The sequence below is a fragment of the Rathayibacter sp. VKM Ac-2762 genome (assembly GCF_009866585.1).
Classification (GTDB): domain Bacteria; phylum Actinomycetota; class Actinomycetes; order Actinomycetales; family Microbacteriaceae; genus Rathayibacter.
In genome coordinates this window covers 2,229,833-2,255,337 of record NZ_CP047419.1, presented here as the reverse complement: position 1 = coordinate 2,255,337, position 25,505 = coordinate 2,229,833, and the positions used below count along the sequence as shown (strand labels likewise).

The following is a 25,505-nucleotide window of genomic DNA, read 5'->3' as shown; positions in this document are numbered from 1 at the left end:
GGCGGCGCCTCCGCAGCCCTAGGGTGAGCGGATGAGCACCCCCGCCCTCTCGCGCCGCGCCCGCTTCCACCAGCGGTTCCTCGTGGAGGAGCGCGTGATGGCCCCGGAGGCGCGCCGCGGCCTCGACCGGGCCGGCTTCGGCCTCATCGGCGTCGGCGTCGTCCTCTTCGCGGCCTTCACCGCGCAGGTCGCGAGCGGCACCGGCCTCACCGTCCTCGATCCGGTCGTCGCCGAGTGGTTCCGCGAGAAGCGCTCCGCCGAGGGCACGGTCGTGATGGACGCGCTCGCCACCGTCTTCGGGCCGGTCTACCTGCCGGTCATCATCCTGGCGGTGCTCGTGCTCTGGTTCGTCCTCGCGCGGCACCTCTGGCGGCCGATCCTCCTGGCCGGCGGCATGCTCGTCGGGATGGTCAGCGTGCAGCTGGCCGCTCACCTCGTGATGCGGATGCGCCCGCCGGTCGAGTACATGCTGCTCGGGCCCGACGGGACCTTCTCGTTCCCCTCCGGCCACGTCACCGGCGTGAGCGACTTCTTCCTGATCACCACGTTCCTCCTCGCCTCCCGCCGCTCCTCCCGGAGCTGCATGATCGGGGGCTTCGCGCTCTCGCTCGGGATGATCGCCGGCCAGATCGTCGCGCGGCTCTACCTCGGCCACCACTGGCTGACCGACACGCTCGCCTCGGTGTCGCTCGCCCTGATCGTGCTCGGCTCGGTGATCGTGATCGACACCCGCCGGACCGCGGTCGTGCGGGGCCACGCGGACTGACCGGCGCGGCGCCTCCCTCTGCGGCGAGGAGCCGACCACGGGAGCAGGCCCTGTCGTCAGCCCCGGTCGGCCGGATCCTCCTCGGTGACGATCGGCACCGGCTCCGTCACGCCGATCGTGCTGACGATCGGGACGATCCCGGTGCGGGTGAACGGCTCCTCGGCGGCCGGCGCCGGCTCGTCGGGCAGCGGTGCGGGGTCGACCGCGGCCGGCGCCGACGGGTCGGACGCCGTGAGGCCGGATCCGCTGCCCGGCGCCGTGACGACCTGCGCGGTGTCCGCCTGCCCGGCCTCGGCGCCGTCGGGGTAGAGGACGTCGGCGGCGAGGGCCTGCTCGATCCCGCGGTCCCGGCGGGTCCGGGCGCGGACCGGCGCCACCGCCCGCACGATCGGGGTGCGCAGGCGGCGGTAGGCGATCCGGCCGAGCGTGACTCCGCCGGCGAGGCCCAGCGCGATCATGCCCGCCTGGAGCAGGAGCTCGATCCCGGCGCTCGGGCCGGCGTTCGAGGTGAGGCCGAGGACGCCGCGGTAGAGGGTGAGGCCGGGCAGGAGGGGGACGATCGCGCACGCGGTCGTCACCACGGCGGGCACCCGCATCCGCTCGGCCAGCATTTCGCCGAGCAGGCCGATCGCCAGCGCCGGGAGGGCGTTGGCCATGAGCGGCGCGAAGCCCGAGGTGGTCAGCGAGTCGGAGACGAGGAACGCGCCGGCTCCGGTGAGGGCGGCGATGAGCGCGGGCCGCGGCGGGGTGTGCGACGAGAGCGCCCAGGCGCCGGCCGCGACCCCGGCGCCGAGCACCTGCACAGCGGCCGGCCAGGGGCGGGCGTAGGAGTCGACCAGCACCAGCTCGACCCCGAGCGAGCGCGCGCCGTCGAGCACCACGGCGATGCCGACGACGATGCCCAGCGTCAGCAGCCCGACCTCGAGCAGCCGGCCGCCCGCGGTGATCGGGAACCCGTTGATCGCGTCGTCCGCCGCTCCCACGAACGAGAGCCCGGCGAGGAGCACGACCACCCCCGACGCGACGACGAGCGCGGGCGGCAGCACCGCCAGCTCCACGGGCAGCCGCGGCACGACCGCGAGCAGCACCACCGCCACTCCGGTCGCCAGCGCGGCGCCCGCGATCTGCTGGAAGAAGGCGGGCAGACCCCAGCGGGCGAGGAGCTGGTTGACCAGGTCGATCGCGGCGGCCGTCGCGGCGGCGAGGAGCACGACGAGGGGTCCGCCCCCGAGCAGGAGCGCGACGCCCGCCGCCATGAGCGCGAGCGTGAGGGTGACGACTCCGCGGCGGTAGCGGTGCGGCTGGACGAGGATCGCGTCGAGCCGATCGTGCGCGGCCTCGAACTGGTGGCGGGCCTCCTCGCGGGCCTCGGCGGAGTCGACGGCGTCGGCGACGCGCACCTCCGGCGAGCCCTCGGTGATGGCGGTGACGAGCGCCGTCACGCGGGCGAGCCGCTCGTAGTCGGCGCTGCGGGAGGGGACGACGCGCAGCACGCTCACGCTGGGGGAGTCGTCGCCTCCGTCGTGCACGACCAGGATCGACGTGAAGGTGAGGTCGACCTGGCACTCGATGCCGTAGGCGCGGCACACCCGCTGGATCGTCTCGGTCACCTCGGCGGCCGCGGACCCCAGCGAGAGCAGCGTCTCGCCCAGTCGCACGGCCAGCTCGAGCACCCCGCGGACCGTCTGCTCGGCGAGGAGCGCGCGCTGCGCTCGACGGCTCACCGGGGCCGCGGGCCGCTGCCCGCCGAGCTTGCCGACGACCTGCTGCAGAAGACGAGGAGAGCGCACCGTCCAGGGTAGGCACGCGGGGGCCGGTCCGGGGACGGGTTGCGCCGGCGGCTTCTGCGCGGATGCCCGGGCAGCAGTCCTCAGAAGCAGGCGAGCACCCGGGTCGTCAGCCAGAGGGCGGCCTCGAGCTCGGTGTGCAGCTCCCGGCCGAGGGCGAGCCAGTGCTCCTCCGCCTCGGCGCTCCTCCAGCCCTCGAACACGTCGCATCCGGCAGCCCAGAGCTCCTGCCAGCGGAGCAGCGGTCCGTGCAGGGCCTCCGGGACGCCGATCGCACCCGGGTCGTCGATCGGGCCGTCGACCGCCCAGAGCGGATACTCCGCGCAGTGGTCCGGGTACAGGCGGAGGTCGGCGAGCCGCCCCTCCCGATCGGCCCGCGCGCGGGCGAGGGTGTCCTCCTCCGTCGCGAACGGCGGGACGATCCACTCGACCTGCGTGACGGGATCGACGACTCGGCGTTCCACGGCTCCTCCTCCGCTCCTCGATGCGCGCACGACGGTAGCAGGGCCGTTCCGCGCCGCATCGGAGGGGGCCTGCCTACACTGGCGAGCGACTGCGTCGGCGAACGGGCGGGCGGGGTGAGGGGTGGGAGCGCATGAGGGTTCACGAGCGCGCGGTGCGGCACGGGCGGCTCCGGCGGCGGTCCGGGGTGCGGACAGTGGTGGTCGGGATCGCGGCGGTGGTCGGCGTCCTCGCCGTCAGCGCCACCTCGCTCGTGGCGATCGCGACGGTGAGCATCAGCCGGAACGTCGCCGACAACGCGGTCGATCTGGGCGTCGCTCCTCCCACCGCCGGGAACGTGCAGATGGGCGCGGTCGAGGGCGGCTTCGACGTCCTGGTGGTCGGCACCGACAACGACGCCACGCAGGGCGACTCCTTCGGCGTCCGCGACGACACGCTGAACGATGTGAACATCCTGCTCCACGTCTCGGCCGACCACCGCAGCGCGACGGTGATCAGCTTCCCGCGCGACCTGATCCTGGACCGTCCCGCCTGCACCGACCCCGAGACGGGCGTCGTCACCGAGGCCGCCGCCGGTGTCCCGCTCAACTCCGCGTTCCAGTACGGCGGGCTCGCCTGCGTCAACGACACCCTGCAGCAGTTCACCGGCCTGACGGTGCCCTACGCCGGCTGGGTGTCCTTCAACGGCGTCATCGAGATGAGCAACGCCGTCGGCGGCGTCCCGATCTGCCTCACGGGTCCGATCCTCGACACCGACTCGGGCCTCGACCTGCCCGCCGGCACCTCCACCGTCTCCGGGTCGATGGCCCTCTCGTTCCTCCGCAGCCGCCACGGCGTCGGCGACCAGAGCGACCTCAGCCGCATCTCGTCGCAGCAGCAGTACCTGGCCTCGCTGATGCGCACCGTCCGCTCGGCCGACACCCTCTCGAACATCCCCGCCCTCTACGGACTCGCGCAGGCGACCTCGTCGAACGTGCACCTGTCGACGTCGCTCACGAGCCCGGCGACGATGATCTCGCTCGCCCTCGCGCTGAAGGACGTCGACCTCTCGAAGATGGTCTTCGTGCAGTACCCGGCGCTCGACGACCCGGACTACCCGGGCAAGGTCGTGCCCAACGCCGAGGTCGGGGCCGAGCTGATGAACCGCGTCCTCACCGACCAGCCGGTGACCCTCGCATCCGACGCTCCGGCGGAGGAGGCGCCCGCAGCGGAGGCGCCCGCGGCGGAGGCGCCCGCGGAGGGCGGCGCGGCTCCGACGGATCCCGCTCCCGTCGCCGTCGACGCTCCGGGCCAGACCGCGGCGGAGGAGACCTGCGCGGTGCCGTCCGACTGACCCGACAGGTCTCGCGACGACGAAGGCGCCCGGGCGGTGTGCCCGGGCGCCTTCGTCGTGCGCGGTGCGCGGCCGTCTACGCGCGGCGGCGGCGCACCGTCAGGGCGAGACCGCCGAGGATGCCGAAGGCGGCCAGGGCGAGCGGCGCGGTCGTCGAGACGCCGGTCGAGGCGAGGACGGGGCGGTGGCCGCCCGTCTGCGCCGCGGGTCCGGAGCCGGCCGGGTGCACTGCGGACCCGGCGCCGACAGGGTGCGCCGTGACCGCGGCGACCGCGGCGGAGCAGTCGGCCTCTCCGGCGATCGGGTCCTCCTCCGTCAGGGTGTAGTCGTAGGAGGTGCTCGCCACGAGACCGCTCGACGTGCCGCGGGCGATGACGCAGTAGATCTCGCTCGCCGGGTCCTGCAGCGGGTACTGGCCGAGGGAGATCAGGCTCCAGCCGAGCGCGTCGACGCCGACCTCGAGGCTCGAGCCGCCGCCCGTGAGCGTCTGGCGCGCACCCGAGGTCGAGAAGACGCCGATCGACACGGTCTCGTCAGCGCCGAAGCCGAGGAGAGCGCCACCGCTGGTGGGCTGTCCGTCCGCCGGGGCGGGCTCGGGCGAAGCCCCCTGGGGCCAGATCCGGATCGCGGTGCGTGAGGGGACCTGCTCCAGCGACGACGTCACGGAGCGTCCGCTGGTCTCTCCCGTGGCGGTGACGGTGAAGGTGCCCAGCTGGTCCGCCATGGTGTCGGCGTCGAGCAGGACGAAGGCCTCGCCCGAGAGCGGGGTCGGCGCGGGGGGCACGAGGGCGGAGGTGCTGCCGTCGGGCGCGGTGAGCGTGACGGACACGTCCTCGCCGCGGTCGAATCCGCGGAACGAGGCGACGACGCCGTAGATCCGGAACTCACCGACCTGGACATCCGCACCGGCCGGGAGCACCCCGCCGTCCTCCCGGTTCTGGAAGACGACGCTCGTGTCGGGCTGCGTCACGGTCAGCTCGACGGCATCGGAGGCGACACGGGCGCCCGAGGCGTCGAGTCCCTCCGCGACGACGGAGATCGTCTCGCCGGGGAGCGGGAGGTGGGGGTCCACCGCGACGCCGTCCGCGTCGGTGGGGAGCCAGTCCTGGAGGCGGAGCTCGCCGGAGGAGGTGATCACGCTGGTGGTGACGGCCTCCTCCGAGTCGCCGTCGCGGAGCACGACGACGGCGACGGTGCCGGGCTGGAAACCGGTCCCGGACACGTCCAGGCCGCCGGCCCAGCCCTCCGCCGACGGGATCGCGGAGAACGCCGAGCCCGCTTCGTAGGTGGTGCGGTCGAGGGCGATCGCCAGGGGCGACTGCGCGCTCTCGACGGGCGCGATGGTCGGAGCCGGAGTGGGCGCCGGAGTCGAGGCCGGCTGCGGCGTCGCCGTGGGCTCCGGAGTCGCGGTCGGCTCCGCGGTGGGAGCCGGCTCGGCCGGTGCAGGACTCGAGGCGGCGTCCGGGACGACCTCGGTGGCCAGAGCGACGGACGGGAACGCGAGCGCCCCCAGCAGTGCCGCAGTGGTGATGACGGTGACGCCGTGGCGTCGTCGCGCAGAGCGCACGATTCCTGCTTCCTCCGAGCCGCTGATCGCGGTCGGCTTCCCCATGAGCGGGGGACGCTCGCCCCCTGTCGCTGAGTGTGTCCTATGCGGAACCTCAGCCGGTGCCGGATCCTGCAACGATCCGATCACGCCGCGCGGCGCGAGGTGACGGTCCGGTCACGGGCGCGCGCGGCGACCCGGACAAGCTGGTGGGCGACGCTCCCCGGGGGTGCTCAGACCGGCGGCACGACCAGCAGCACCACGCCGATCGCGGCGCTCACCGCGGCGACCACGCACCAGCGCTCCGCTCGGGTCCCCGCGGGTCCGCGCGTCCGCGCCACGGCGCCGAGACCGATCGCGAGCACGGCGATGCCGACCTGCAGCGCCACGGTGGTGCGGATCAGCGTCCAGGCCTCGAAGGCGCTCGCTCCGGATGCTCCGGTGGCGAGCAGCGGTACTCCGCCGACGCCCGTCGGGATCAGCAGCAGGCCGGATCCGATCGCCAGCGCCGCGACCAGGTGGGCGAGCACGTCGTCCAGCGCGGTCCGTGGCGGCGCGCCGGCCGGCCCGAGCGCGGCGGCACCGGGCCTCATCGCGACAGTGCGGAGGTGCATGGGGCGAGCGTAGGACCGGACCGCACCGGAGCGGACCCCCTGCGGAGGCCCCTGTCCGGTGGGCATTCCGGAGGAGGATCGGCGCTGAGCGAGTAGTCGAGGGCCCCGGTCCTCCGGTCGCCCGTCGACGCCGTCCGGGCGGCTCGCTTCACGCCCGTCAGTCGCTGCTCCCGGTCCAGGTCCCTTCGATCACCTGGATCAGGTCGTGCCGCTCATCGGGGCCCAGATCCGGTTCGAACTCGACGACGAGCCGGTCCGACCGGTAGACGTCCCTCGTGTTGTACACCGTCGCCTGCCGCGCGAGATCGAGGGAGTGGTAGCGGTGGATCGACGCCCCGGGCCCGTCGACGCCCTCCACGCACCCACGACGATCTCCGCAGGCCTCCCTGCTCGGAGCGGCAGCGCGCTCGAGTCCGTCCAGCTCCGCGCGGGTGACGTCCCGGATCGTGATCCTCGATCTCGAGTCGTCGAGGAGGAGCCCCGCTCCGAAGACGGCGGCTCCGCCGACGACGGCCCCGACGACGAGACCCGCCGCCCCGAAGACGACGGCGGTCCGGCCGACCGTTCCCGTGGCTCTGCTCGTCGCTGTCATGGAGGTCCTCTCTTCGGCCGGCTGCTCGGGCGGACGGCGGAGTGCCACCGCATCTGGAGAACCTCCCAGCGCTCATCGGCGGAGTCAAGAGCGCACACCTCGATGGCAGGAGATGTGGCGCGATCGTCGACGCAGAGGGTGCAGCAGCAGGCTCCGCATCCGCCCGGCGCCTCCGCCTCAGGCGCCGTCTCCGGCAGGATCAGGGGATGCGCCTGCAGACCCTCACCACCGGATCCGGACCACGACACGTCGGGCTGGTGCACGGGCTCGGTGCGTCGGCGGCGACCTGGGGGCCGTTCGTCGAGCGGCTCGTCGCGAACGGCCGCTACACGGTCACGGCCGTCGACCTGCGCGGACACGGCGCGAGCCCGCGGGCGGGGTCGTACCGGATCGACGACATGGCCGCCGATCTGGTCGAGTCGCTGCCGGCGGGACTCGACAGCGTGGTCGGCCACTCGCTCGGCGGCGCGGTGCTGCAGCGCGCCGTCGCAGGACTCGCGCCCGGCCGGGCCGTCTACCTCGATCCCGGGTTCGCCCTGGCGCTCCCGACGAGCGGCCTCGCCGGACGGCTGTTCTGGGCGGCGCCGCTCCTGTCGCTCGGCATCGCCCAGCTCGGGCAGGCGCGGGCGAGCGCCGCGGTCCGCGCCGCCTACAGCCCCGAGACCCGCGCGCTCCTCGACGACGCGAAGAAGCGGTTCGACGCGCGGATGGCCGTCGGCGTGTTCCGGGACGTCGCCTTCCACCCGGTCCCGGTCGAGGCGCCGACGGTCCCGTCGACGATCGTGCTCTCCGACCAGTCCCCGGCGGTGCTGCCGGATGCCCTGGCCGCGCGGCTCGAGCAGCGGGGCTGGCAGGTGCGTCGGCTCCCGGGCGTGCACCACGACATGCAGCTCGAGGACCCTGACCGGACGTTCGCCGCGATCGCGGACGTGCTCTAGCCGCGCACCCCTCCGCGGGTCGGGCGCCGGGGAACGGGGATTCCGGGTGCATCCGTGCTCGCGGATCGAGACGGCGGGCGATCCCGGAGGCCCGCCCGCCGTGCTCCTGCGCCCGCGGTCAGCGGACGGTCGTCGCGGCGGTGTCGGCGTTGCTCCGGATCGACGGGTCCGGTGTCCTGACCGAGAACGCGGCGGCGAAGGCGGTCGCGGTGCCGGTGCCGGTGGCCGTGACGGTGATCCGCTCGGTGACGGTCCGCCCGTTCGCGAGACTCGAGCGCGGGAAGATCACGATGCTCCCGATGCGGCTGTACGAGCCCGTGGCAGAGACGAACTGCACCGTCGGGGGGAGGACCACCTTCGAGAAGACGGACGTCGACGCGGAGGGTCCGGCGTTCTTCGTGATGATTGTGTACGTGAACGTCCTCCCCTTCGCGGCCGTGGTCGGAGCGGAGACGTCGACGCGCAGGTCGGCCCTCGTGGTCGCCTTCTGCGGAGAGACGGTCAGCGTGCTCGCCGCCTCGACGGTGCCCGCCGAGTTCACCGCGCGGAGGGTGAAGCCGTACGTCCCCGCGGTGGTCGGAGTACCGGTGAGGCGACCCGAGCCGTCGAGGGCGAGCCCAGGAGGCAGAGTGCCCGACGCGACGGTGACGACCGGCGCCGGGGATCCGGTCGCCGTGTACGTGAAGTCGTAGGCGGAGCCGACCACGCCGGCCGCGGCCGTCCCCGAGAGGGTCGGAGCGGTCGCCGCCGGTCCGACGGCGAGGGTGTGGGGCGTGCCGGTGGTGGTGCCGAAGGTGGTGCGGGCGGACACGGTGAAGGAGGACGCTCCCTCGACGGTCGGGGTGCCGGAGAGGACGCCCGCGGAGGTGAGGGTCAGGCCGGCCGGGAGGGACCCGGAGGCGAGCTCGAACGTCGACGCGCCGCCGGTGGCGAAGGTGTAGGAGAAGGGCGCTCCGAGAGGCGCCGTCGCCGGAGGGGCGTCGGCCGTGAAGACGGGCCGAGCGCCGAGGGCGAGGCTGTGGAAGCTGCCGCCGGACACGGCGGTGGCGCCGGTGAGTCCCGCCGGCACGGAGGCCTCTCCGAAGCCGTCGTAGCCCCAGGCGGTGACGGTGCCGTCGCGGCGCACAGCGAGGCTGTGGTACCCGCCGGCGGCGACGGCGGTGACGTCCGCGAGGCCGTCGGGGACGTCGGACTGGCCGTCGCTGTCGCTGCCCCAGGCGACGACGGTCCCGTCCGCGCGCAGCGCGAGGCTGTGGGAGGCTCCGGCGGAGACGGCGGTGACGCCGGTGAGTCCCGCGGGCACGTCGGTCTGCCCGAAGGCGTCGTATCCCCATGCGGTGACGGTGCCGTCGCGGTGCAGCGCGAGGTCGTGGAATCGGCCGGCGGCGATGGCGACGACTCCGCTGAGCCCGTCCGGCACGGTCGCCTGTCCGGAGAAGTCGTATCCCCAGGCGGTGACGGTCCCGTCGCCGTGCAGGGCGAGGTTGTGGTAGCCGCCGGCAGCGATGGCGGTGACGTCGGCGAGCCCGTCCGGCACCGTGGCCTGCCCGTCGCCGTCGTCGCCCCAGGCGGTGACGGTCCCGTCCCTCCGCAGGGCGAGGCTGTGGTTCACGCCGGCGTCGACGGCGACGACGTCGTCCAGACCGGTCGGCACGGTGGCCTGCCCGCTGCTGTCCTCGCCCCAGGCGGCGACGGTGCCGTCGCTGCGCAGGGCGAGGCTGTGGGAGCCGCCCGCGGCGATCGCCGTCGCGTCGGTGAGCCCAGCCGGCGCAGCGACCTGCCCGCTGGAGTCGTCACCCCAGCCGACGACACCGGTCGCAGCGGGAGCCGCGGCGACCGCGGACAGGGGAGCCGTGGTCCCGAGGAGGAGCGCGACGGTCGCCGTCAGCGCGAGCAGGCCGAGCGCCGGCCGGGGCCTCGTCCTCCGCTCAGGGGTCGAGCGGGCCGTGCCGGCGTCCGGGTCGGTCGGGCGGGAGGCGGAGGGAGAGCGCATGCTGGAGCCTTCGATCGGGTCGACCGTGGGCGGCCGTCTCCGAACAGTGGCACCCGGTCCCACCGCCGACAACAGCCTCTAGAGGACATGTCCGCAACAGGGCTGGGGCCGGTGCGCGGAGGATGCGTCGGCCTCGGCTCGGGCCCGCGGAGCATCCCCCACCGGCGCCGGGGCCGGTCCCGACGGATCGCGCGCAAGCGTCTCGCGCGGACCGATCGCGGCGAGACGTTCTCCTCCCGGCCACCCGTGCCGGACGCCCCGGCCCCTACCGTGGCCGCATGACAGCAGCGGAGTCAGGACGTCCCGGAGCCCGAGAGCGCAGCTCGAGCCGGATCCTCGCGGCCGGCGCTCTGATGCTCGCCTCGGCCGGGCTGCAGCAGCTCGCCGCCGTTCAGCGCTGGGCCGTCGCCGGGCCGATCCTGGGCGAGCAGGCGATCGAGGACCACCGGTACGACTACTCGTGGCCCTCCGATCCGTGGGAGAACGTCGGATCGGCAGGGCAGCTGCTCGGGATCGGGCACCTCCTCGTCGCTCTCGCCGTCCTCGGCGCGGTCGGTCCGGGACGGCCGCGCCCGGTCGCGGTGATGCGGATCGTGGTCGCCGCGTCGTTCGGCTGCCTCGCCCTGCACGCGGTCCTGTCCGGGATCCTCGGCGCACCGACGATCCTGCAGGCGATGCTCCCGGCGGTCCTGCTGGGACTGGCCGCACCCGCCGGCCTGCTCGTCCTCGCGGTCCTCGTGGCGAGGACGTCACCCCTCCGCGCCGTCTCCTTCGTCCTCCTGATCGGATCGACGCTGCCCGGCTACCTCGTCGCGACGTTCGCGATCGCTCCCGCGCTCGTCGGCTACCAGTCGTACGACACCACGCCCTGGACGGAGTCGGTGGTCGCCGCCGCCGTGGCGCTCGCCGGGGCGGCGCTGCTGCTCGAAGCGCTGATCCGCTCGATCGCGCAGCGCGCGGGGGCCATGCCGCGTCGCGACCGGTCGCCGGGAGCCGCGGCCTCCTGAAGGCGGGCTCACCAGCCCGCTATGGCGGCAGTGCCCGGGCGCGAGGAAGGGCCGCCCCGGGGGACGGCCCTTCCCGCGACTCCGTCGGCCCTGCGCTCCTCGGCAGGAGCGCGGTCGCCGGGGTCGGGTCAGCGCTGGACGAGCGGAACGGCGATGTCCGTGACGTTCGCCCCGATGGCGCCGAGCGGAGTCGCCGTGCCGTTCAGCAGTCCGATCTCGTAGAGCGACCCGTTGACGGCGGCGAGGCCGACCGAGCCGATGGAGCTGCCGTTGCGGAGGACGGAGTAGATGTCGAAGCCGGTCGCACCCACTGCGTCGAGGCCGAGCTTCCCGGTCGGCGCCAGGGTGCCGGCGTTGGCCGGGGACTGGATGGCGATCTGGTCGAGGGCCGTGTCGAGGACGAACAGGGTGGTCGCGCTGTTCGCGTCGAGGTCGTTGTTCGTGTACGCGGCCCCGGCGACACCGGTGGCCACGGCGGGCGCGGCGTAGCTGAGCGTGCCGTCGGCGACCGTCGCGGCGCCCGCGGTGGCGAACGGCTGACGGAGGTTCTGGCCCGTGTCGCTGACCACGCGGAGCGCGTTCGCGGCGGGGTTGAAGTCGACGCCGAAGGAGGTGCCGCTCAGTGCCACGGTGAGACGGGTCACCTGGGTGGCCGCGCCGGTGGACGGGTTGATGGAGTAGACGCCGGCGCTCGCCGCGTTGTCGCCGACGCCGTAGAGGGCGCCGTCCTGGACCCGGTAGTCGATGCCGATGAGCGCGGTGTCGCCGCCGGTGAGGCCGGTGACGGCGACGCGGTTCGTGACCTTGCCGGGCTTGGTCGGGTTGAACTGCACGAGCTTCGTGCCGCCGTCGGAGAGTCCGACGACCCGCAGCTTCGCCGCCACGGAGCGGACCGCGTTGATCAGGTTCCTGTCCGACGCGCTGCTGGAGTCGCTGGTCGCCGCGGCGGGAGCGACGCTGCTCGCACCGGCGAGCACGGGTGCCACCGCCATCACGCCCGCGACGGCGACAGCTGCGATACCGACTCTGATGTTCCTGGTCATCGTGCACTCCTCGAGACTTGCGGTCGCCCGAGATCGGCGGCTCGGAGGGGGATACCGTCCGGAGCGCGCGAGCGTTCATCCGATCCGGAAACCGATCTCCGCGACGACGACCGGATGTCGGAGCCCGACGCGCACGGAACGCCACCGCCACGACGACGGAAGCCGCCGTCGGACTCGTCGCCGTACTTCCGGGAGCCGTGCAGACGGCGGGTACGGCCGAAGCCGCGACGATCCGCCGGCGACGGGCGCTGCTCTGCGGCCGAGCGAGAGGAGCGGCGCCTGGAGGGTGACACGGAGAGGCCCGTGACGGCACTGGTCGTCACGGGCCTCTTCGTGTCGAAGACGCTCGAGCCCGGTCACCGGGTCCGAGCGTCAGCGGCGGGGATCAGTGCCTGATGCTGATGGCGGTGCTGCGGCCCTCGTTGCCGGCGGCGTCGAACGCGCGGGCGGTGATGCTGAAGGTGCCGGACGGGTAAGCGGAGGTGGAGACGGTCAGGCGCCAGGTCCCGTTGGACGCCCTGGTCGCGTCGCCGAGCCTGGTCGAGCCGCTCCAGAAGCTGACCCGGGTCGTGGCGACGTCGTCGGTCGAGGAGGCGACGAAGGTCACGCTCGAGCCCACGGTCGTCCCTGTCGTGGGAGACGTGATGACGACGGACGGGGCGGTCGTGTCCGCACCGGGCGTCGGGGTCGGCGTGGGCGTGCCTCCGGAGTCACCGGAGAGGCCCCAGGCCTCCCAGGTGGTCCTCGCGATCGTCGCCTGACCGGACACGCTGGGGTGGAAGTAGTCCACGGTCGAGACGGCGCTCGCCGGGACGGCCATGCGCGAGAGCGCTCCTCCATCCCATCTGCAGTCGTTCGTCGTCGCGGCGCAGGCGTCGGAGAGCGCCCTGTTGTAGGCGGTCGCGCGGCTCGCCGCTTCTGCGAGCAGGGCTGTGTACTGGGTACCGGTCTGCTGCACTCCGGCCTCGTTCACGCCGCGGAACTTCCCGCACAGGTCCGCCGCCTGCCAGATCACGGCGCCCTTCGTCGCCTTGACGGTGTTCCACTCCGCGGCGATGTTCGGAACCGAGCCGACGAGCACGGTGGCGTCGGGCCAGGCGGAGGCGATCTTCGACATCACGCCCTTCGCGGAGGAGGTGAAGCCCGCGACGGAGGTCATGTCGTACGTCTGGCAGAGGTCGTTCCCGCCGATGAGGAGCGTGACGTAGTCCGGTTCCGCGCCGGCCGCGACGGCCTCGTCGATCTTGGCGCCCACGCCGCCGATGAAGCTGCCCGACCTCGCCGCGTTGACCGTCGTCAGGCTCGTGGTCGAGCTCGAGGCCTCGAGACGCGCAGCGATCGAGTCGACCGCCGGGTTCGTTCCGGTCGACCAGTTGCTCGCGACGCAGTCACCTGTCCCGTTGCAGGTTCCCGCCCCGCGCGAGATCGAGTCGCCCAGGGCGAGCAGGGTCTGCGTCCCGGCGGCCTGCGCCGGCCCGGCGACGAGGAGGCTGCCGAAGAGTGCGGCGGCGCCCAGACCAGCGCCGAGTGCGGCACGCCAGCGGCGATGAGTGGTGGATCGTCGTGATGTGACGGTCATGGTGGAGTCCCCCCGGGATTCGATGATGGAGCACGTAGGAGAGCGCGTGACTGCGATGCCCCCTGATGGGAGGCAAGTGCAGGGGAGTGCGCTCGTCAACCACGAGGGGTCCGTTGACTCTGACGGGGGTGACGGAAGCGGCGACGGAGAGGGAGTGGCGGGGGTCCGTCACTCCGGCGAGCCGTCGGCGAACCGTCGGAGCGCGGCGGCGTAGCGGTCCGGGTCCCGGTGGTCGCTGTCGGTCAGGATCAGCACCGTGCCGGAGACGGCGCGCGTGTACTCGCCGCGGCAGGGGAGGGTGACCACCGTCGTCAGTCCGGCCTCCCAGGCGGGGACGAGGGAGCCGAGGCAGCGCCGCTCGGGGGCGGCGTCCAGAGGGACGTCCCGTGTGTCCATCCGGGCGGACCGCAGCTCGTCGTGCCAGGCGCGGAAGGGAGCTCCGAGGGAGTCGTCGCCGAAGCGCTCCCGCCAGCCGGGGCCGCGCGCGAGGTCGAGGAGGCGTGCGCGCTCGGGCGATCCGTGGGGATGAGGTCGGATCGTGCCGGAGAAGGCTCCAGGGAGGCTGGGCTCGCGTCGGCCGACGCGCCACTCCTCCGTGCTCCCAGCGGCGTCGCCGGTGATCCTCCGCGCCGGCGGTCCAGGACGGCGCCGAGCGCCTCCCGAATGTCGGTGCCCCCGACCTACACTCGGACGCGTTCGAACACACGTTCGATGAGACGAGGAGGGGGCCGACCATGGGCGTGACCGTCGTGGAGCGCATCGCGACCCCGGCCTCGGACGCCGTCGCCGTCATGTTCCTCGTCACCAGCGAGGCGGTGGCGGCCGGATTCCCGTCGCCGGCGCAGGACTACTTCGACGGGTCCCTCGACCTCAACGACCACCTGATCCGCGACAGGACGTCGACGTTCATCGTCCGCGTCTCGGGCGAGAGCATGGTCGGCGCGGGCATCAGCGACGGCGACGAGCTCGTGGTCGACCGGTCGATCACGCCGACGCACGGGAGCGTGGTCATCGCGATCCTCGACGGCGAGCTGACCGTGAAGCGCCTCGAGCTGCACCCCGGGGGAGTGGTGCTGCGGGCCGAGAACCCGGAGTACCCGCCGATCCACGTCGCCGAGCTGAGCGACCTCCAGGTGTGGGGCGTGGTCACCGTCTGCCTCCACCGGCTGCACCGTGCGCTCTGAGCGGCGCATCGCCCTGGTCGACGTGAACTCGTTCTACGTCTCCTGCGAGCGGTTGTTCGATCCGAGGCTCGCAGGCCGGCCGGTCGTCGTCCTCTCGAACAACGACGGCTGCGTGGTCGCCCGCTCCGACGAGGTGAAGAGGCTCGGGATCGAGAACGGCACGCCCTGGTTCCAGATCGAACCCCTGATCCGCTCGGGCCGCCTCCCGAAGGTGATCGCCCGATCGAGCAACTACGAGCTGTACGGCGAGCTGTCCGCGCGCGTGATGGAGCTGCTGGGCCGCTACTCCGCCTGGCAGGAGGTGTACTCGATCGACGAGTCCTTCCTCGGCGTCGACGGCGACGTGGCGGAGCGGGCGAAGATCGGCCGGGCGATGCGGGCGGCCGTCGCGAAGAACGTCGGCCTGCCCGTCTGCGTCGGATTCGGGCCGAGCAAGACTCTCGCGAAGTTCGTCAACAAGGGCGGAGCGAAGAAGCACCCGCGCCTGGGGGGCGTCTGCGACACCGACTGGTACACGCCCGAGCAGCTCGACGTGCTCATGGCCTCGCAGCACGTCACCGAGCTGTGGGGAGTCGCCGGCCGCACAGGGAAGCGCCTCGCGGAGCTGTCCATCCACACCGTCCGCGACCTCCGCGACGCGGACCCCGCGCTGATCCGCAAGAAGTTCTCGGTCGTCCTGCAGCGCTCCGTCTACGAGCTGCGCGGCGTCGACTGCATCCCCCTCGAGGCCGCTCGCACCGTCCGTGACCAGCTGATCTTCTCCCGGTCGTTCGCCACTCCCGTGACGACGATCGCGGACATGGAGCAGGTGCTCTCCGTCTACGCGCAGCGCGCCGCCCACCGCCTCCGAGCGCAGGAGTCGGTCACCAGGACGATGAGCGTGTTCGCGTCGACGTCGCCGTTCGCGGACGCGCCCTACGAGTCCGCCGGCGGCCTGGCCGGCTTCCCCGTCCCCACGGACGACCCGGTGGCGATGGTGAGGGCCGCGATCGGCACCCTGCGCCCGCGGCTGCGGGAGGGCGCGCGCTACGTGCGGGCCGGCGTCATCCTCACGAACCTGTCGCCGCGGAACTCCCACGCGCTGCTCGAGATCTTCGACACCGCCTTCGACACGAAGGGCCTCGGCGCCACCATCGACGCCGTGACGAAGCGCCACGGCCGGTCCGCGGTCGGCCTCGGGCTGGCGGGCATCCGCACGGGGCCGGTGTGGACGATGAAGCGCGACGCCCTCTCGCTCCGGGCGACGACGCACTGGGGCGAGCTGGCCACGGCCCACGCGCGGTGAGCCCGCCGGCGGGGAGATCGGGTCATCCGACGCGTAGGCGCCCGGGGCGCTCTCGGGCAGGCTCGTCGCCATCGACGAGTGTCGGTGCGAGGACGGCGGGAGGACCCATGGCCGAGAGCTGGCAGGACGCGTCGGTGCGGGGCGTCGCGATGATCGAGAACGAGCTGGTCGTGCGCGACTTCCTCGAGGTGTGGAGCGCTCGCGACAGCCGCCAGCTCATCCCGTTCCTGCATCCGGAGGTCGTCTACAGCGCGTCGAGCTCGCAGGAGATCGCGGGGCGGGCGCGGGTCCTCGAGATGTGCGACGAGGTCCACCGGGCGTTCACCGAGATCCGGATCGCCCTCGTCACGATCGCCGTCGCCGGCAGCGTCGTCCTCACCGAGCACGCCCTGCACCTCCGCTCGGACACGGGGGAGGGCCACTGGCTCCGCTGCTTCGGGAGCTACGAGCTCCGCGGCGAGCAGATCGTCACCTGGCGGCAGCTCCATGGGTGAGGGCCGCGCGTGACGGCGGTGACCGGCCCCGCGCGCCTCAGGCTCGCCCTGGTGCTGCTGGCCATCGCCTCGGGCGCGACCGACGCGTTCGCGTTCCTCCTGCTCGGCGGCATCTTCACCGCGAACATGACGGGCAACCTGGTGCTGCTGGGGCTGTACCCCCGCTCCGCCTGGCTGACGACCGCGGCCGGAGCGGTCACGGCGATCGTCTTCTTCGCCGGAGCGGTCTACGCCGGGTTCCGCACGACCCGGGCGCGCACGCCGTCGACCGGCGACGGGAGACGTCCGCTCCGCGCGATCGCGCTCGTGGGGGTCGTCCTGCAGCTCGCCGTCGCGGTCGCCTGGCCGACGGTGCAGGGCGGCACGTCGCTGCTCGTGGACTGCGCGTTCATCGCGACCAGCGCGGCGGCGCTGGGACTGCAGACCGTGCTCGCGAAGCGGATCTCCGGCGCCGCCGGCCTGACGACGACGTTCGTCACGGGCACGCTCACGAGCCTGATGCAGGAGCTCGCCGAGCGCTCGTCCGGGTCGAGGACCCTCCAGGCGCTCATCGTCGCGAGCCTCGCGGGCGGGGCGGTCGTCGGAGCGGCGACCGTGACGCTCGCTCCGGCCTGGGCCCCGACGCCGGCCCTGGTGCTCTCGGCGGTCGCCGTCGTGCTTCTCTTCGCGCACCGCGCGCGAGCCGTGCCCGCGGGAGCGGAGCCCGGGGCCCCGCGTCCCGCGTGACCGGGATCAGGCGTCGAGCGCCCACTTCGGCCGGACCCAGTGGCAGGTGTAGCCGCCGGGGTGCTTGCGCAGGTAGTCCTGGTGCTCCTCCTCGGCGTCCCAGAACTCGCCGGCGGGCTCGACCTCGGTGACGACCGGTCCGGGCCAGCGGCCCGACGCGTCGATCTCGGTGATCGTCTGACGCGCGACCCTCTCCTGCTCAGGCGTGAGGAAGAGGATCACGGAGCGGTAGGCCGTGCCGATGTCGTTGCCCTGACGGTTCTTCGTCGTCGGGTCGTGCACCTGGAAGAAGAACTCGAGCAGGTCGCGGTAGGAGAGCTGCTCGGGATCGAACTCGATCTCGACCGCCTCCGCGTGGTCGCCGTGGTGGCGGTAGGTCGCGTTCGGCGTGCTGCCGCCGGCGTACCCGGCGCGGGTGCTGAAGACGCCCGGCATGTCGCGGATGAGCTCCTGGAGCCCCCAGAAGCATCCGCCCGCGAGGATCGCGCGCTCCTCGGCCATCAGACGCCTGCCTTCGTGTCGTGCGCGGACTCGCGCGGAGAGATCATCATGCGGGCAAGTCCATCACGACCGGGGACGTCGCGGCGAGCGTCGGACGACTCTCGGAGCAGACCGTCGGCGGGGGAGCCGAGCGTGTCCCGCCCGAGCGCTCCGTCACTGCGATCGGTACGCCGCCGGAGATGCACCGGTGGGAACGAGTCATCTGACCGGGTCGCTCCGGGTGCCCCCGTTCCTACGCTCGTCGGTACAACCGAGGAGAGAGCGGAGCGGACCATGGAGCAGCCGAACGTCGAGACGCGCAGTGCACGGCGGGTGATCGAGACCCTGACCGCCAACGGCGTGAAGTACGTCTTCGGGATCCCGGGAGCGAAGATCGACGCGGTCTTCGACGTCCTCGCCGACGAGGGGCCGGAGCTGATCGTCTGCCGGCACGAGCAGAACGCCGCCTTCATGGCTGCCGCGGTGGGACGGCTGACGGGCAGCCCGGGCGTCGTCCTCGTGACCTCCGGCCCCGGCACGACCAACCTCGCCACCGGCCTGCTCACGGCCAACACGGAGCAGGACCCGGTCGTCGCGCTCGCCGGGGCCGTGCAGCTCTCCGACCGCCTCAAGCGCACGCACCAGTCGATGGATGCGGCCGCCTTCCTCTCCACCGTGACGAAGTACACGGTCGAGTCGACGGATCCGGACGACGTCTCGGAGGCGGTCAGCAACGCCTTCCGCGCCGCCGTCACCGAGCCCCGAGGCGCCGCAGCGGTCGTCCTCTCGGCCAGCGTGATGGCCGCGCCGACCTCGCAGGTCATCACCCGGGCGGCCACGGGGTCGACGAGCGGTCCGGCGCGCGCCGAGGACCTCACCCACGCCGCCGACCTGATCAACACCGCGGAGCGGCCCGTCCTCCTCGTGGGACTCCGCGCGTCGGAGCCGGCGACCGTGGCGGCACTGCGGGTCCTGATCAGCGAGTCGGAGCTGCCGGTGATCGAGACGTTCCAGGCGGCCGGCCTCGTCTCCCGCGAGCTCGAGGACCACTACCTGGGCCGCGTCGGCCTGTTCAAGAACCAGCCCGCCGACCTCGCCCTCGCCGAGTCCGATCTCGTCGTCGCGATCGGCTACGACGCTGTCGAGTACGACCCGGTGATCTGGAACAGCGACGTCGACCGCCGGATCGTCCACATCGACTCCGTCGACGCCCCGCTGGACAACCACTACCTGCCGGCGCTGGAGCTGAAGGGCGATCTCGCGCAGACCGTCGCGGCCCTCACGCCGCTCGTCTCCGGCCTGCAGCTCGACGAGGACGCGGCCGACCGGGTCGCCCGGCACCGGAGCGAGCTGGAGCGGATCGACGACGCGGCGCGCACGGCCGAGGCTGCTCCCGGGACCGTCGATCCCGCCCGCCTCGTGCTCCTGATGCGCGACCTGCTCTCGGACGACGCCACCGTGGCCTGCGACATCGGCTCGAACTACATCTTCATGGCCCGGCACTTCCGGGTGTACGAGCCCAAGCATCTGCTCTTCTCGAACGGGCAGCAGACCCTCGGCGTCTCCTTCCCGTGGGGCATGGCGGCGAGCCTCCTGCGCCCCGGGACCCCGGTGGTCTCCGTCTCGGGCGACGGAGGCTTCCTGTTCTCCGCGACGGAGATCGAGACGGCGACGCGGCTCGGCCTCTCGTTCACGCACGTGATCATGCGGGACGACACCTACGACATGGTCGGCTTCCAGCAGCTGCTGAAGTACGGCCGCAAGTCCGGGGTCCAGCTCGGCGACTACGACATCGAGAAGTTCGCGGCGGCGTTCGGCGCCACGGGCAGGCGGGTGAGCGGCCTCGCCGAGTTCGAGGAGGCCTTCCGCGCCTCCCTCGCCGAGCCGGGCGTCTCGATCATCGACGTCGCGGTGGACTACAGCCGCAACGTCGACATCGCCGCCCACCTGGTCGAGGACGCCTTCGAATGAGCACGCACACGGTCGACTCGACCGACGACTACGCGATCTACCAGAGCTCGACCATGGCCGCGCTGCTGGCCGGGGTCTACGACGGGGACCTGACGATCCGCGAGCTGCTCACCCACGGCGATCTCGGCCTGGGCACCTTCAACCACCTGGACGGCGAGATGGTGATCGTCGACGGCGTCTGCTACCACCTGCGCAGCGACGGCTCCGTCCAGGTCGCGGACGGCGACGACCGGACGCCCTTCGCCGCCGTGCTGCCCTTCCACGCGACCACGACGTTCACGGTGGAGGAGCCGACCGGTCTCGCCGGCCTCACCCGGCTGATCGACGACGCGGTCGACGGCGGGAACATCCCCGTCGCCCTGCGGATCGACGGCCGGTTCACCGAGGTCCGAACCCGGACCGTGGGCGCGCAGACCGAGCCGTACCCGCCCCTGATCGAGGCGACCGCCCACCAGAGCGTCACCGGCATCGCCGACACCCGCGGCACGATCGCGGGCTTCCGCACTCCGCAGTTCGAGCAGGCCGTGTCGGTCCCCGGGTATCACCTGCACTACGTCGACGACGCCCGCGAGAAGGGCGGGCACGTCCTCGACGTGACCGTGGCCGAGGTGACGGTCTCGCTCACTACCGTCGCCGGACTGCACCTCGCGCTTCCGGAGACGGACCAGTTCCGCCGGGCGGACCTGGCGATGAAGGACATCGCGGCGCAGGAGGCGCGAGCGGAGGGGTGAGGCGGGCGGGACCTCCGGGGAGACGGGCCGGCCGTGACCCGTCTCCCCGGAGGCCGGTCAGGGCGCGAGCTCCTCGCGGACGATCGCCGCTCCCGCGCTCAGCGCGCTGAGCTTCCCCCAGGCGAGGTCGCGGGGCAGCGGCGCCATGCCGCAGTTCGTGCTCGGGAGGAGCAGGTCCGCGTCGACGAACCGGAGGGCGCGGCGCAGGGTGTCGGCGACCTCCTCGGGCGTCTCGACGGTCCCGCTCGCCACGTCGATCGCTCCGAGCATGACCTTCTTGCCGCGGACGAGCTCGATCAGCTCCATCGGCACGTGGGAGTGGTGGCTCTCCAGCGAGACGATGTCGAGCGAGGACTGCTGGAGGAGCGGCAACGACTCCTCGTACTGCCGCCACTCCGACCCGAGGGTCGCCTTCCAGTCGGTGTTCGCTTTGATCCCGTAGCCGTAGCAGATGTGCACCGCGGTCTCGATGCGGAGTCCCTCCGCCGCCCTCTCCAGCGCGGCCACGCCCCAGTCGTGCACCTCGTCGAAGAAGACGGTGAAGGCGGGCTCGTCGAACTGGACGATGTCGACTCCGGCGTCCTGGAGGGCTCGCGCCTCCTCGTTGAGGATGCTCGCGAACTCCCATGCCAGCTTCTCGCGACTCCCGTAGTGCCGGTCGGAGAGAGTGTCGATCATCGTCATCGGGCCGGGCAGCGCCCACTTGATGGGCTGATCGGTCTGCTCGCGCAGGAACCGGGCGTCGTCGGCGAACACGGGCCTCTCGAGCCCCACGGCGCCGACGACGGTCGGCACGCTCGCGTCGTACCGGTCGCGGATGCGCACCGTCTCGCGCCGCTCGAAGTCGACACCCGTGAGGTGCTCGATGAACGTCGTGACGAAGTGCTGCCGGGTCTGCTCCCCGTCGCTGACGATGTCCAGGCCCCGGTGGTGCTGCTCGTGGACGGCGGCGCGCAGGGCGTCCTGCTTGCCCTCGGCCAGGGCGTCGCCGGTCAGCCGCCACGGGGACCACAGGGTCTCCGGCTGCGCGAGCCACGACGGCTTCGGCAGGCTGCCGGCGATCGAGGTGGGCAGGAGCGGGAGGGACGTCGAGGATCCGCGGGCGCTCATCGGACCGCTCCCGCGTACCCGGCGGCCCACTGCCGCAGCCGCTCCCCGTGCGGCTTCATGAGGTGCTCCTCCGCGAACCGCCCCTGCTCGACCGCGAGCCGGCCGCGCTCCTCGCGGTCGTAGGAGACCGCGGGCCGCACGTAGTCCTGCTGCTCCAGGTCCGGCCGGTAGACGTCAGCGGCGGCCGAGCGCGCGCCGTAGATCTCGGGCCGGTAGATCCTCTGGAACGTCTCCATCGTGCTGATCGTGGCGATGAGCTGGAGGTCCGAGTAGTCCTCCAGCAGGTCGCCGCCGCAGTAGAACGCGAGCGGCGCCGTGCTGCCGGGCGGCATGAAGAAGCGGACCCCGAGGCCCATCTCCGCGAAGTACCGGTCGGTCAGCGAGAGCTCGTCCTGCCGGTACTCGACGCCGAGGATCGGATGGAGGGTCCCGGTGCGCCGGTACGTCCTGCTCGTCGAGACGCTGATGCAGATGACGGGCGGCGTCGACGAGAGCTCCGCGTACTGCGCGGAGTCCCGGAAGTGCTGGAAGAGCGCGCCGTGCAGGACGCCGAAGTCGTCGGGGACGGTGAAGCCGGCCTGCGCGGCGTTGACCGCCGGCAGCCGCACGCTGAAGTCGTGGTCGCGGAGGTAGGAGGAGAAGTTGTTCCCCAGTGTCCCCGGCTGACATCGGCCGGTGCGGCGGTCGAGGATCCGGGTGCGCAGGACCTCCAGCAGGGGGAACTCCCGGTCCTCGCCGTCCGTGGTGAGCCGCAGCCCGACGGAGACGATGTCGAGCCCGACCGTGTAGCGGCCGCGGCTCGGATCGTCGCCCGGCACGAGATCGTTCAACCGGTCGTCGATCATCCGCAGCGCGGTCCGGAGGTTCTCCCGGCGGCGCTCGCCGCGGGCCAGATTCGCGAAGTTGGTGGTGATCCGGGAGCTCCGGGCCGGCGAGTAGTCCTCGTCGAAGGGAGTGAGGGTGGTGCTGAAGGCGGGTTCGTTCGTCATGATCGGCCGATCGGTAGGAGGGACAGGGGCGGGGGCGGGTCCCCTACGTCCCGAAGAGGTTGGCGCGGGTCCCGCCGGGAGCGAGCTCGTCGCGGAGGATCCCGCGGCGGCGCAGGACGGGGACGAGGTCGTCGAGCATCCGGTGCAGGGTGACCGGGTGCAGGTCCCCGGAGAGGAGGAGCCCGTCGCTGCCGCCGTCGTCGCCGAGCTCCTCGACGAAGTCGGCGAACTCCTCCGCGGTGCCGACGAAGCCGGCGCGCTCGGCGACGCGGCCCTTGCACGCCTTCCTGGTCAGCAGCTCCCGCAGCGGAGCATCCTCCGTGCCGCCGTACAGGCCGGCGATGGTGCCGTGCGAGACGTGCTCGCCGAACACCGACCGCGGGACGGGGAGGTCCAGGTCCAGCCCGGTGAGGTCGGTCTCCAGGTCGCTCGACCAGCCGAGCGCGATCCGCCGCAGCGCGTCCTCGTCGGGGTGGCGCGACGCCTCGACGACGCGCGCGGCCTCCTCCGGGCTCGACACGATCTCGGGCTTCACGACGAAGAGCACGCGCAGGTCGTCCGCCGTCCGCCCGTGCTGCTCGGCCGCGGCGAGCACGCGCGCCCGGTAGTCGCGCACCGCCCGGGCCTCCAGAGGGGCGAGCGCGAGCTGCACGTCCGACTGCGTGCCGGCGAAGGCCAGGCCGCGGGGGGAGCCGCCGGGGGAGACGACGATCGGGTCGCCGTTCGCGAAGGGGACGGCGTTCAGGGGGCCGTCCACGCGGAAGTGCTCCCCGCGGTGCCGGAACGCGTCGACCCGGGTGCCGTCGGCGTAGCGGCCCGACCCGGGGTCGGCGACCAGCGCGCCCTCGCCCCAGCTGTGCCAGAGCCGGCGGACGACCGCCATCCACTCGTCGGCCCGGTCGTAGGCCGCGTCGTGCGACAGCGGCTCCAGGCCCACGTGACGGGCGCTGCCGACGTCGGTGACCAGGTTGATCCCGAAGCGGTCGGAGCTGAGGTGCTGCAGCGTCGCCGCCTGCCGGGCAGCGAGGTACGGGGGCGTGATGCCGGCGTTGATCGTCGGGGCCAGCCCGATCCGCTCGGTCGCCGCGAACAGGTACGGCGCCAGGAGGAGCGGATCGTGCTTCGGCCCGCCGTACGCTCCCCGCACCCGCAGGTCGAGCGTCTCCGGGGAGCCGAGCGAGACGGCGTCCTCCATCACGATCAGCTCGAAGCCGGCCTGCTCCAGCTCGCGGGCCGACTGCTGGTAGAGGCCGGGCTTCGTCCAGTCGTGGTTCCACTCCCGGTAGGGGTGCCCCCATCCCTGCGGTCCGAAGCCCCGGGAGAAGAACCAGCCGAAGTGCTGACGGCGCGCCACGCTCACACCTCCGCGAGCGCGGGGAGGGCGCGTGCGCGCACCGCGGCGAGCCCGCGCTCGAGGTCGCGGAGGAGGTCGTCGACGTCCTCGATCCCGATCGACAGCCGGAGGAGCCCGGGGTGGATGCCGGCGGCGGCCCGCTCGGCGGAGGTGCGGCCGGCGTGGGTGGTCGACGCGGGGTGCAGCACCAGCGAGCGCACGTCGCCGAGGTGGGTCATGTGGCTGAACAGCTCGACGGCGTCGATGAAGGCGGCCGCGCCCGCCTCGCCTCCGGCCACGGTGAAGGAGAAGACAGAGCCCTGCCCGCGGGGGAGCAGGCGCTGCGCGAGGGCGAACGACGGGCTCGACCCCAGGCCGGAGTAGTCGACCGACACGACCTCGGGCCGCCCCTCGAGGAAGCGGGCGACGGCGAGGGCGTTCGCGGAGTGCCGCTCGACCCGCAGCGACAGCGTCTCGACGCCCTGCCGCAGCAGGAAGGAGTTCAGCGGTGACGGCGTCGGTCCGAGGCGGGAGACCACGATGTCCCGCGTGTACGAGACGAAGGCGCGCCGGCCGTGCTGCTCGGTCCAGCTGCGCCCGCCGAACGACCGCTCCTCCTGGTTGAGGTGCGGGAAGAGCGCGGGGCGCGCCGCCCAGTCGAACGTGCCGGCGTCGACGATCACGCCGCCGAGGGCGGAGCCGTGCCCGGCGAGGAACTTGCTGGTCGAGTGCACGACCACGTCGGCCCCGTGCTCGATCGGGCGGAGGAGGTACGGGGTCGCGAGCGTGTTGTCGACCACGAACGGCAGCCCGTGCCGGTGCGCGATCGCGGCCAGTGCCGGGAGGTCCAGCAGATCGTTCTTCGGGTTCGGGATCGGCTCGCCGAAGAGGACCCGGGTGTCGGGCCCGATCCGCCGCTCCCACTCGCCGAGGTCCGACGCGTCGTCGACGAAGTCCACGCCGATCCCGAGCCGACCGAAGTTCTGCACCAGCAGCCCGCGGTTGCCCTCGTACAAGCGGCGCGACGAGAGCACCCGGTCGCCGGCCTGAAGGATCCCCAGGAGAGCGGAGGCGGTGGCCGCCTGGCCGCTCGCCACCAGGATCGCCTCGGCGCCGCCTTCGAGATCGGCGAGCCGACGCTCGACCTCCTCGGTGGTCGGGTTCCCGTTGCGGGTGTAGAGGTAGCCCTCGTCCTCGCCGGCGAACCGCTCGCGGGCGTGCTCGAAGCTGTCGAACACGAAGCCGGCGCTGAGGTGCACGGGCGTGACGCGCGCTCCGTGGGCGCCGTCGGGCGCGGCACCGGCGTGCACCTGGCGCGTGGAGAAGCCGGCCGCCGCGGAGGCACGGGGTGCGGGCGCGGAGGTCATGGTCGCAGTGGTCGCCGCAGCGGTGGTCGCGGTGGTCGCCGGTGCAGTGATCGTCACGGTGTGCTCCTGTCCAGACGCCCGGAAGGCGGATGCCGGGAGCCTGTCAGGCCGAGGGGAGTGCGCGCCGGATCGTGACGGAGTGTGACTGCGAGGGCGCGCCGTCGCGGGTCGTGGA

General features: G+C 73.1%; 24 protein-coding genes. 10 read left to right on the top strand and 14 right to left on the bottom strand.

Annotation, left to right across the window (positions count from 1 at the left end):
- Positions 1-31 precede the first annotated feature (31 nt).
- Positions 32-766 carry a phosphatase PAP2 family protein gene (locus GTU71_RS10640; protein WP_159940017.1) on the top strand — a complete coding sequence of 245 codons (735 nt, stop codon included), beginning with the start codon at positions 32-34 and terminating at the stop codon, positions 764-766.
- Between the two features lie 56 nt (positions 767-822).
- On the opposite strand, the gene GTU71_RS10635 is transcribed toward GTU71_RS10640, so the two are convergent.
- Together GTU71_RS10635 and GTU71_RS10630 are read right to left on the bottom strand one after the other, a co-directional pair.
- Entirely contained in the window at positions 823-2,556 is a 1,734-nt protein-coding gene (locus GTU71_RS10635) for a threonine/serine exporter family protein (protein WP_159940015.1), read from the bottom strand.
- Between the two features lie 80 nt (positions 2,557-2,636).
- Positions 2,637-3,017 (bottom strand): hypothetical protein, encoded by a 381-nt coding sequence (locus GTU71_RS10630; RefSeq protein WP_159940013.1) that lies wholly within the window; start codon positions 3,015-3,017, stop codon positions 2,637-2,639.
- A 131-nt stretch (positions 3,018-3,148) separates the two neighbouring features.
- On the opposite strand from GTU71_RS10630, the gene GTU71_RS10625 reads away from it, so the two are divergent.
- A complete protein-coding gene (locus GTU71_RS10625) occupies positions 3,149-4,348 on the top strand; it encodes an LCP family protein (protein WP_159940011.1) in 1,200 nt (399 codons plus the stop codon).
- Positions 4,349-4,424: 76 nt separating this feature from the next.
- Here GTU71_RS10625 and GTU71_RS10620 read toward each other — a convergent pair whose 3' ends face one another.
- The 3 genes from GTU71_RS10620 to GTU71_RS10610 form a co-directional block, all read right to left on the bottom strand.
- Positions 4,425-5,915: a hypothetical protein gene (locus GTU71_RS10620; RefSeq protein ID WP_159940009.1), complete on the bottom strand. Its 1,491-nt coding sequence runs from the start codon at positions 5,913-5,915 to the stop codon at positions 4,425-4,427.
- A gap of 212 nt (positions 5,916-6,127) precedes the next feature.
- Positions 6,128-6,508, bottom strand: a complete 381-nt coding sequence (locus GTU71_RS10615) for a hypothetical protein (RefSeq protein ID WP_159940007.1) — start codon at positions 6,506-6,508, stop codon at positions 6,128-6,130.
- Between the two features lie 157 nt (positions 6,509-6,665).
- Positions 6,666-7,100 (bottom strand): hypothetical protein, encoded by a 435-nt coding sequence (locus GTU71_RS10610; RefSeq protein ID WP_104226555.1) that lies wholly within the window; start codon positions 7,098-7,100, stop codon positions 6,666-6,668.
- 206 nt (positions 7,101-7,306) lie between these two features.
- Between GTU71_RS10610 and GTU71_RS10605 the strand changes: the two genes are divergently transcribed.
- A complete protein-coding gene (locus GTU71_RS10605) occupies positions 7,307-8,038 on the top strand; it encodes an alpha/beta hydrolase (protein WP_159940005.1) in 732 nt (243 codons plus the stop codon).
- A 118-nt stretch (positions 8,039-8,156) separates the two neighbouring features.
- On the opposite strand, the gene GTU71_RS10600 is transcribed toward GTU71_RS10605, so the two are convergent.
- On the bottom strand, positions 8,157-10,031 hold the full coding sequence (locus GTU71_RS10600) for a DUF11 domain-containing protein (RefSeq protein WP_159940003.1): 1,875 nt from the start codon (positions 10,029-10,031) through the stop codon (positions 8,157-8,159).
- Between the two features lie 278 nt (positions 10,032-10,309).
- On the opposite strand from GTU71_RS10600, the gene GTU71_RS10595 reads away from it, so the two are divergent.
- Entirely contained in the window at positions 10,310-11,038 is a 729-nt protein-coding gene (locus GTU71_RS10595) for a hypothetical protein (protein WP_159940001.1), read from the top strand.
- A gap of 128 nt (positions 11,039-11,166) precedes the next feature.
- Here GTU71_RS10595 and GTU71_RS10590 read toward each other — a convergent pair whose 3' ends face one another.
- The 3 genes from GTU71_RS10590 to GTU71_RS10580 all read right to left on the bottom strand — a co-directional run bounded on the left by GTU71_RS10590 (position 11,167) and on the right by GTU71_RS10580 (position 14,056).
- Positions 11,167-12,081: a DUF4394 domain-containing protein gene (locus GTU71_RS10590; RefSeq protein ID WP_208543578.1), complete on the bottom strand. Its 915-nt coding sequence runs from the start codon at positions 12,079-12,081 to the stop codon at positions 11,167-11,169.
- 385 nt (positions 12,082-12,466) lie between these two features.
- Positions 12,467-13,660, bottom strand: a complete 1,194-nt coding sequence (locus GTU71_RS10585; RefSeq protein ID WP_159939999.1) for an SGNH/GDSL hydrolase family protein — start codon at positions 13,658-13,660, stop codon at positions 12,467-12,469.
- Between the two features lie 168 nt (positions 13,661-13,828).
- Positions 13,829-14,056 carry a hypothetical protein gene (locus GTU71_RS10580; RefSeq protein WP_159939997.1) on the bottom strand — a complete coding sequence of 76 codons (228 nt, stop codon included), beginning with the start codon at positions 14,054-14,056 and terminating at the stop codon, positions 13,829-13,831.
- Between the two features lie 395 nt (positions 14,057-14,451).
- Between GTU71_RS10580 and umuD the strand changes: the two genes are divergently transcribed.
- From umuD to GTU71_RS10560, 4 genes are all read left to right on the top strand, one after another.
- The gene (gene umuD, locus GTU71_RS10575; RefSeq protein ID WP_244230689.1) at positions 14,452-14,844 is read left to right on the top strand and encodes a translesion error-prone DNA polymerase V autoproteolytic subunit; all 393 of its coding nucleotides are present in this window, start codon (positions 14,452-14,454) and stop codon (positions 14,842-14,844) included.
- Positions 14,834-16,129, top strand: coding sequence for a Y-family DNA polymerase (locus tag GTU71_RS10570; RefSeq protein ID WP_159939995.1), 1,296 nt, complete (start codon positions 14,834-14,836; stop codon positions 16,127-16,129). The genes umuD and GTU71_RS10570 overlap by 11 nt, the downstream gene beginning before the upstream one ends.
- Before the next feature lie 107 nt (positions 16,130-16,236).
- A complete protein-coding gene (locus tag GTU71_RS10565) occupies positions 16,237-16,623 on the top strand; it encodes a nuclear transport factor 2 family protein (protein WP_104247117.1) in 387 nt (128 codons plus the stop codon).
- A gap of 9 nt (positions 16,624-16,632) precedes the next feature.
- On the top strand, positions 16,633-17,349 hold the full coding sequence (locus tag GTU71_RS10560) for a YoaK family protein (RefSeq protein ID WP_104274393.1): 717 nt from the start codon (positions 16,633-16,635) through the stop codon (positions 17,347-17,349).
- Positions 17,350-17,355: 6 nt separating this feature from the next.
- Here GTU71_RS10560 and msrA read toward each other — a convergent pair whose 3' ends face one another.
- Positions 17,356-17,850 (bottom strand): peptide-methionine (S)-S-oxide reductase MsrA, encoded by a 495-nt coding sequence (msrA, locus tag GTU71_RS10555; protein ID WP_104317869.1) that lies wholly within the window; start codon positions 17,848-17,850, stop codon positions 17,356-17,358.
- A 273-nt stretch (positions 17,851-18,123) separates the two neighbouring features.
- On the opposite strand from msrA, the gene alsS reads away from it, so the two are divergent.
- Together alsS and budA are read left to right on the top strand one after the other, a co-directional pair.
- On the top strand, positions 18,124-19,800 hold the full coding sequence (gene alsS / locus GTU71_RS10550; RefSeq protein WP_159939993.1) for an acetolactate synthase AlsS: 1,677 nt from the start codon (positions 18,124-18,126) through the stop codon (positions 19,798-19,800).
- Positions 19,797-20,531 carry an acetolactate decarboxylase gene (budA, locus tag GTU71_RS10545; RefSeq protein ID WP_104223295.1) on the top strand — a complete coding sequence of 245 codons (735 nt, stop codon included), beginning with the start codon at positions 19,797-19,799 and terminating at the stop codon, positions 20,529-20,531. Before alsS ends, budA begins: the two co-directional genes overlap by 4 nt.
- 57 nt (positions 20,532-20,588) lie before the next feature.
- On the opposite strand, the gene GTU71_RS10540 is transcribed toward budA, so the two are convergent.
- From GTU71_RS10540 to GTU71_RS10525, 4 genes are read right to left on the bottom strand one after another with little or no spacing between them, the layout of a single operon-like run.
- The gene (locus tag GTU71_RS10540) at positions 20,589-21,641 is read right to left on the bottom strand and encodes a methionine synthase (protein WP_159939991.1); all 1,053 of its coding nucleotides are present in this window, start codon (positions 21,639-21,641) and stop codon (positions 20,589-20,591) included.
- Entirely contained in the window at positions 21,638-22,630 is a 993-nt protein-coding gene (locus GTU71_RS10535) for a putative oxygenase MesX (protein WP_159939989.1), read from the bottom strand. The genes GTU71_RS10540 and GTU71_RS10535 overlap by 4 nt, the downstream gene beginning before the upstream one ends.
- A gap of 43 nt (positions 22,631-22,673) precedes the next feature.
- Positions 22,674-23,984, bottom strand: a complete 1,311-nt coding sequence (locus tag GTU71_RS10530; protein WP_159939987.1) for an LLM class flavin-dependent oxidoreductase — start codon at positions 23,982-23,984, stop codon at positions 22,674-22,676.
- A 2-nt stretch (positions 23,985-23,986) separates the two neighbouring features.
- A complete protein-coding gene (locus tag GTU71_RS10525) occupies positions 23,987-25,330 on the bottom strand; it encodes a PLP-dependent transferase (RefSeq protein ID WP_159941200.1) in 1,344 nt (447 codons plus the stop codon).
- Between the last annotated feature and the right edge of the window lie 175 nt (positions 25,331-25,505).

Coding starts and splice junctions, on each gene's coding strand:
- GTU71_RS10640 (WP_159940017.1), top strand. CDS start 32: ATGAGCACCCCCGCCCTCTCGCGCCGCGCCCGCTTCCACCAGCGGTTC.
- GTU71_RS10625 (WP_159940011.1), top strand. CDS start 3,149: ATGAGGGTTCACGAGCGCGCGGTGCGGCACGGGCGGCTCCGGCGGCGG.
- GTU71_RS10615 (WP_159940007.1), bottom strand. CDS start 6,508: ATGCACCTCCGCACTGTCGCGATGAGGCCCGGTGCCGCCGCGCTCGGG.
- GTU71_RS10610 (WP_104226555.1), bottom strand. CDS start 7,100: ATGACAGCGACGAGCAGAGCCACGGGAACGGTCGGCCGGACCGCCGTC.
- GTU71_RS10605 (WP_159940005.1), top strand. CDS start 7,307: ATGCGCCTGCAGACCCTCACCACCGGATCCGGACCACGACACGTCGGG.
- GTU71_RS10600 (WP_159940003.1), bottom strand. CDS start 10,031: ATGCGCTCTCCCTCCGCCTCCCGCCCGACCGACCCGGACGCCGGCACG.
- GTU71_RS10595 (WP_159940001.1), top strand. CDS start 10,310: ATGACAGCAGCGGAGTCAGGACGTCCCGGAGCCCGAGAGCGCAGCTCG.
- GTU71_RS10590 (WP_208543578.1), bottom strand. CDS start 12,081: ATGACCAGGAACATCAGAGTCGGTATCGCAGCTGTCGCCGTCGCGGGC.
- GTU71_RS10585 (WP_159939999.1), bottom strand. CDS start 13,660: ATGACCGTCACATCACGACGATCCACCACTCATCGCCGCTGGCGTGCC.
- GTU71_RS10580 (WP_159939997.1), bottom strand. CDS start 14,056: ATGGACACACGGGACGTCCCTCTGGACGCCGCCCCCGAGCGGCGCTGC.
- umuD (WP_244230689.1), top strand. CDS start 14,452: ATGTTCCTCGTCACCAGCGAGGCGGTGGCGGCCGGATTCCCGTCGCCG.
- GTU71_RS10565 (WP_104247117.1), top strand. CDS start 16,237: ATGGCCGAGAGCTGGCAGGACGCGTCGGTGCGGGGCGTCGCGATGATC.
- msrA (WP_104317869.1), bottom strand. CDS start 17,850: ATGGCCGAGGAGCGCGCGATCCTCGCGGGCGGATGCTTCTGGGGGCTC.
- alsS (WP_159939993.1), top strand. CDS start 18,124: ATGGAGCAGCCGAACGTCGAGACGCGCAGTGCACGGCGGGTGATCGAG.
- budA (WP_104223295.1), top strand. CDS start 19,797: ATGAGCACGCACACGGTCGACTCGACCGACGACTACGCGATCTACCAG.
- GTU71_RS10540 (WP_159939991.1), bottom strand. CDS start 21,641: ATGAGCGCCCGCGGATCCTCGACGTCCCTCCCGCTCCTGCCCACCTCG.
- GTU71_RS10535 (WP_159939989.1), bottom strand. CDS start 22,630: ATGACGAACGAACCCGCCTTCAGCACCACCCTCACTCCCTTCGACGAG.
- GTU71_RS10525 (WP_159941200.1), bottom strand. CDS start 25,330: ATGACCTCCGCGCCCGCACCCCGTGCCTCCGCGGCGGCCGGCTTCTCC.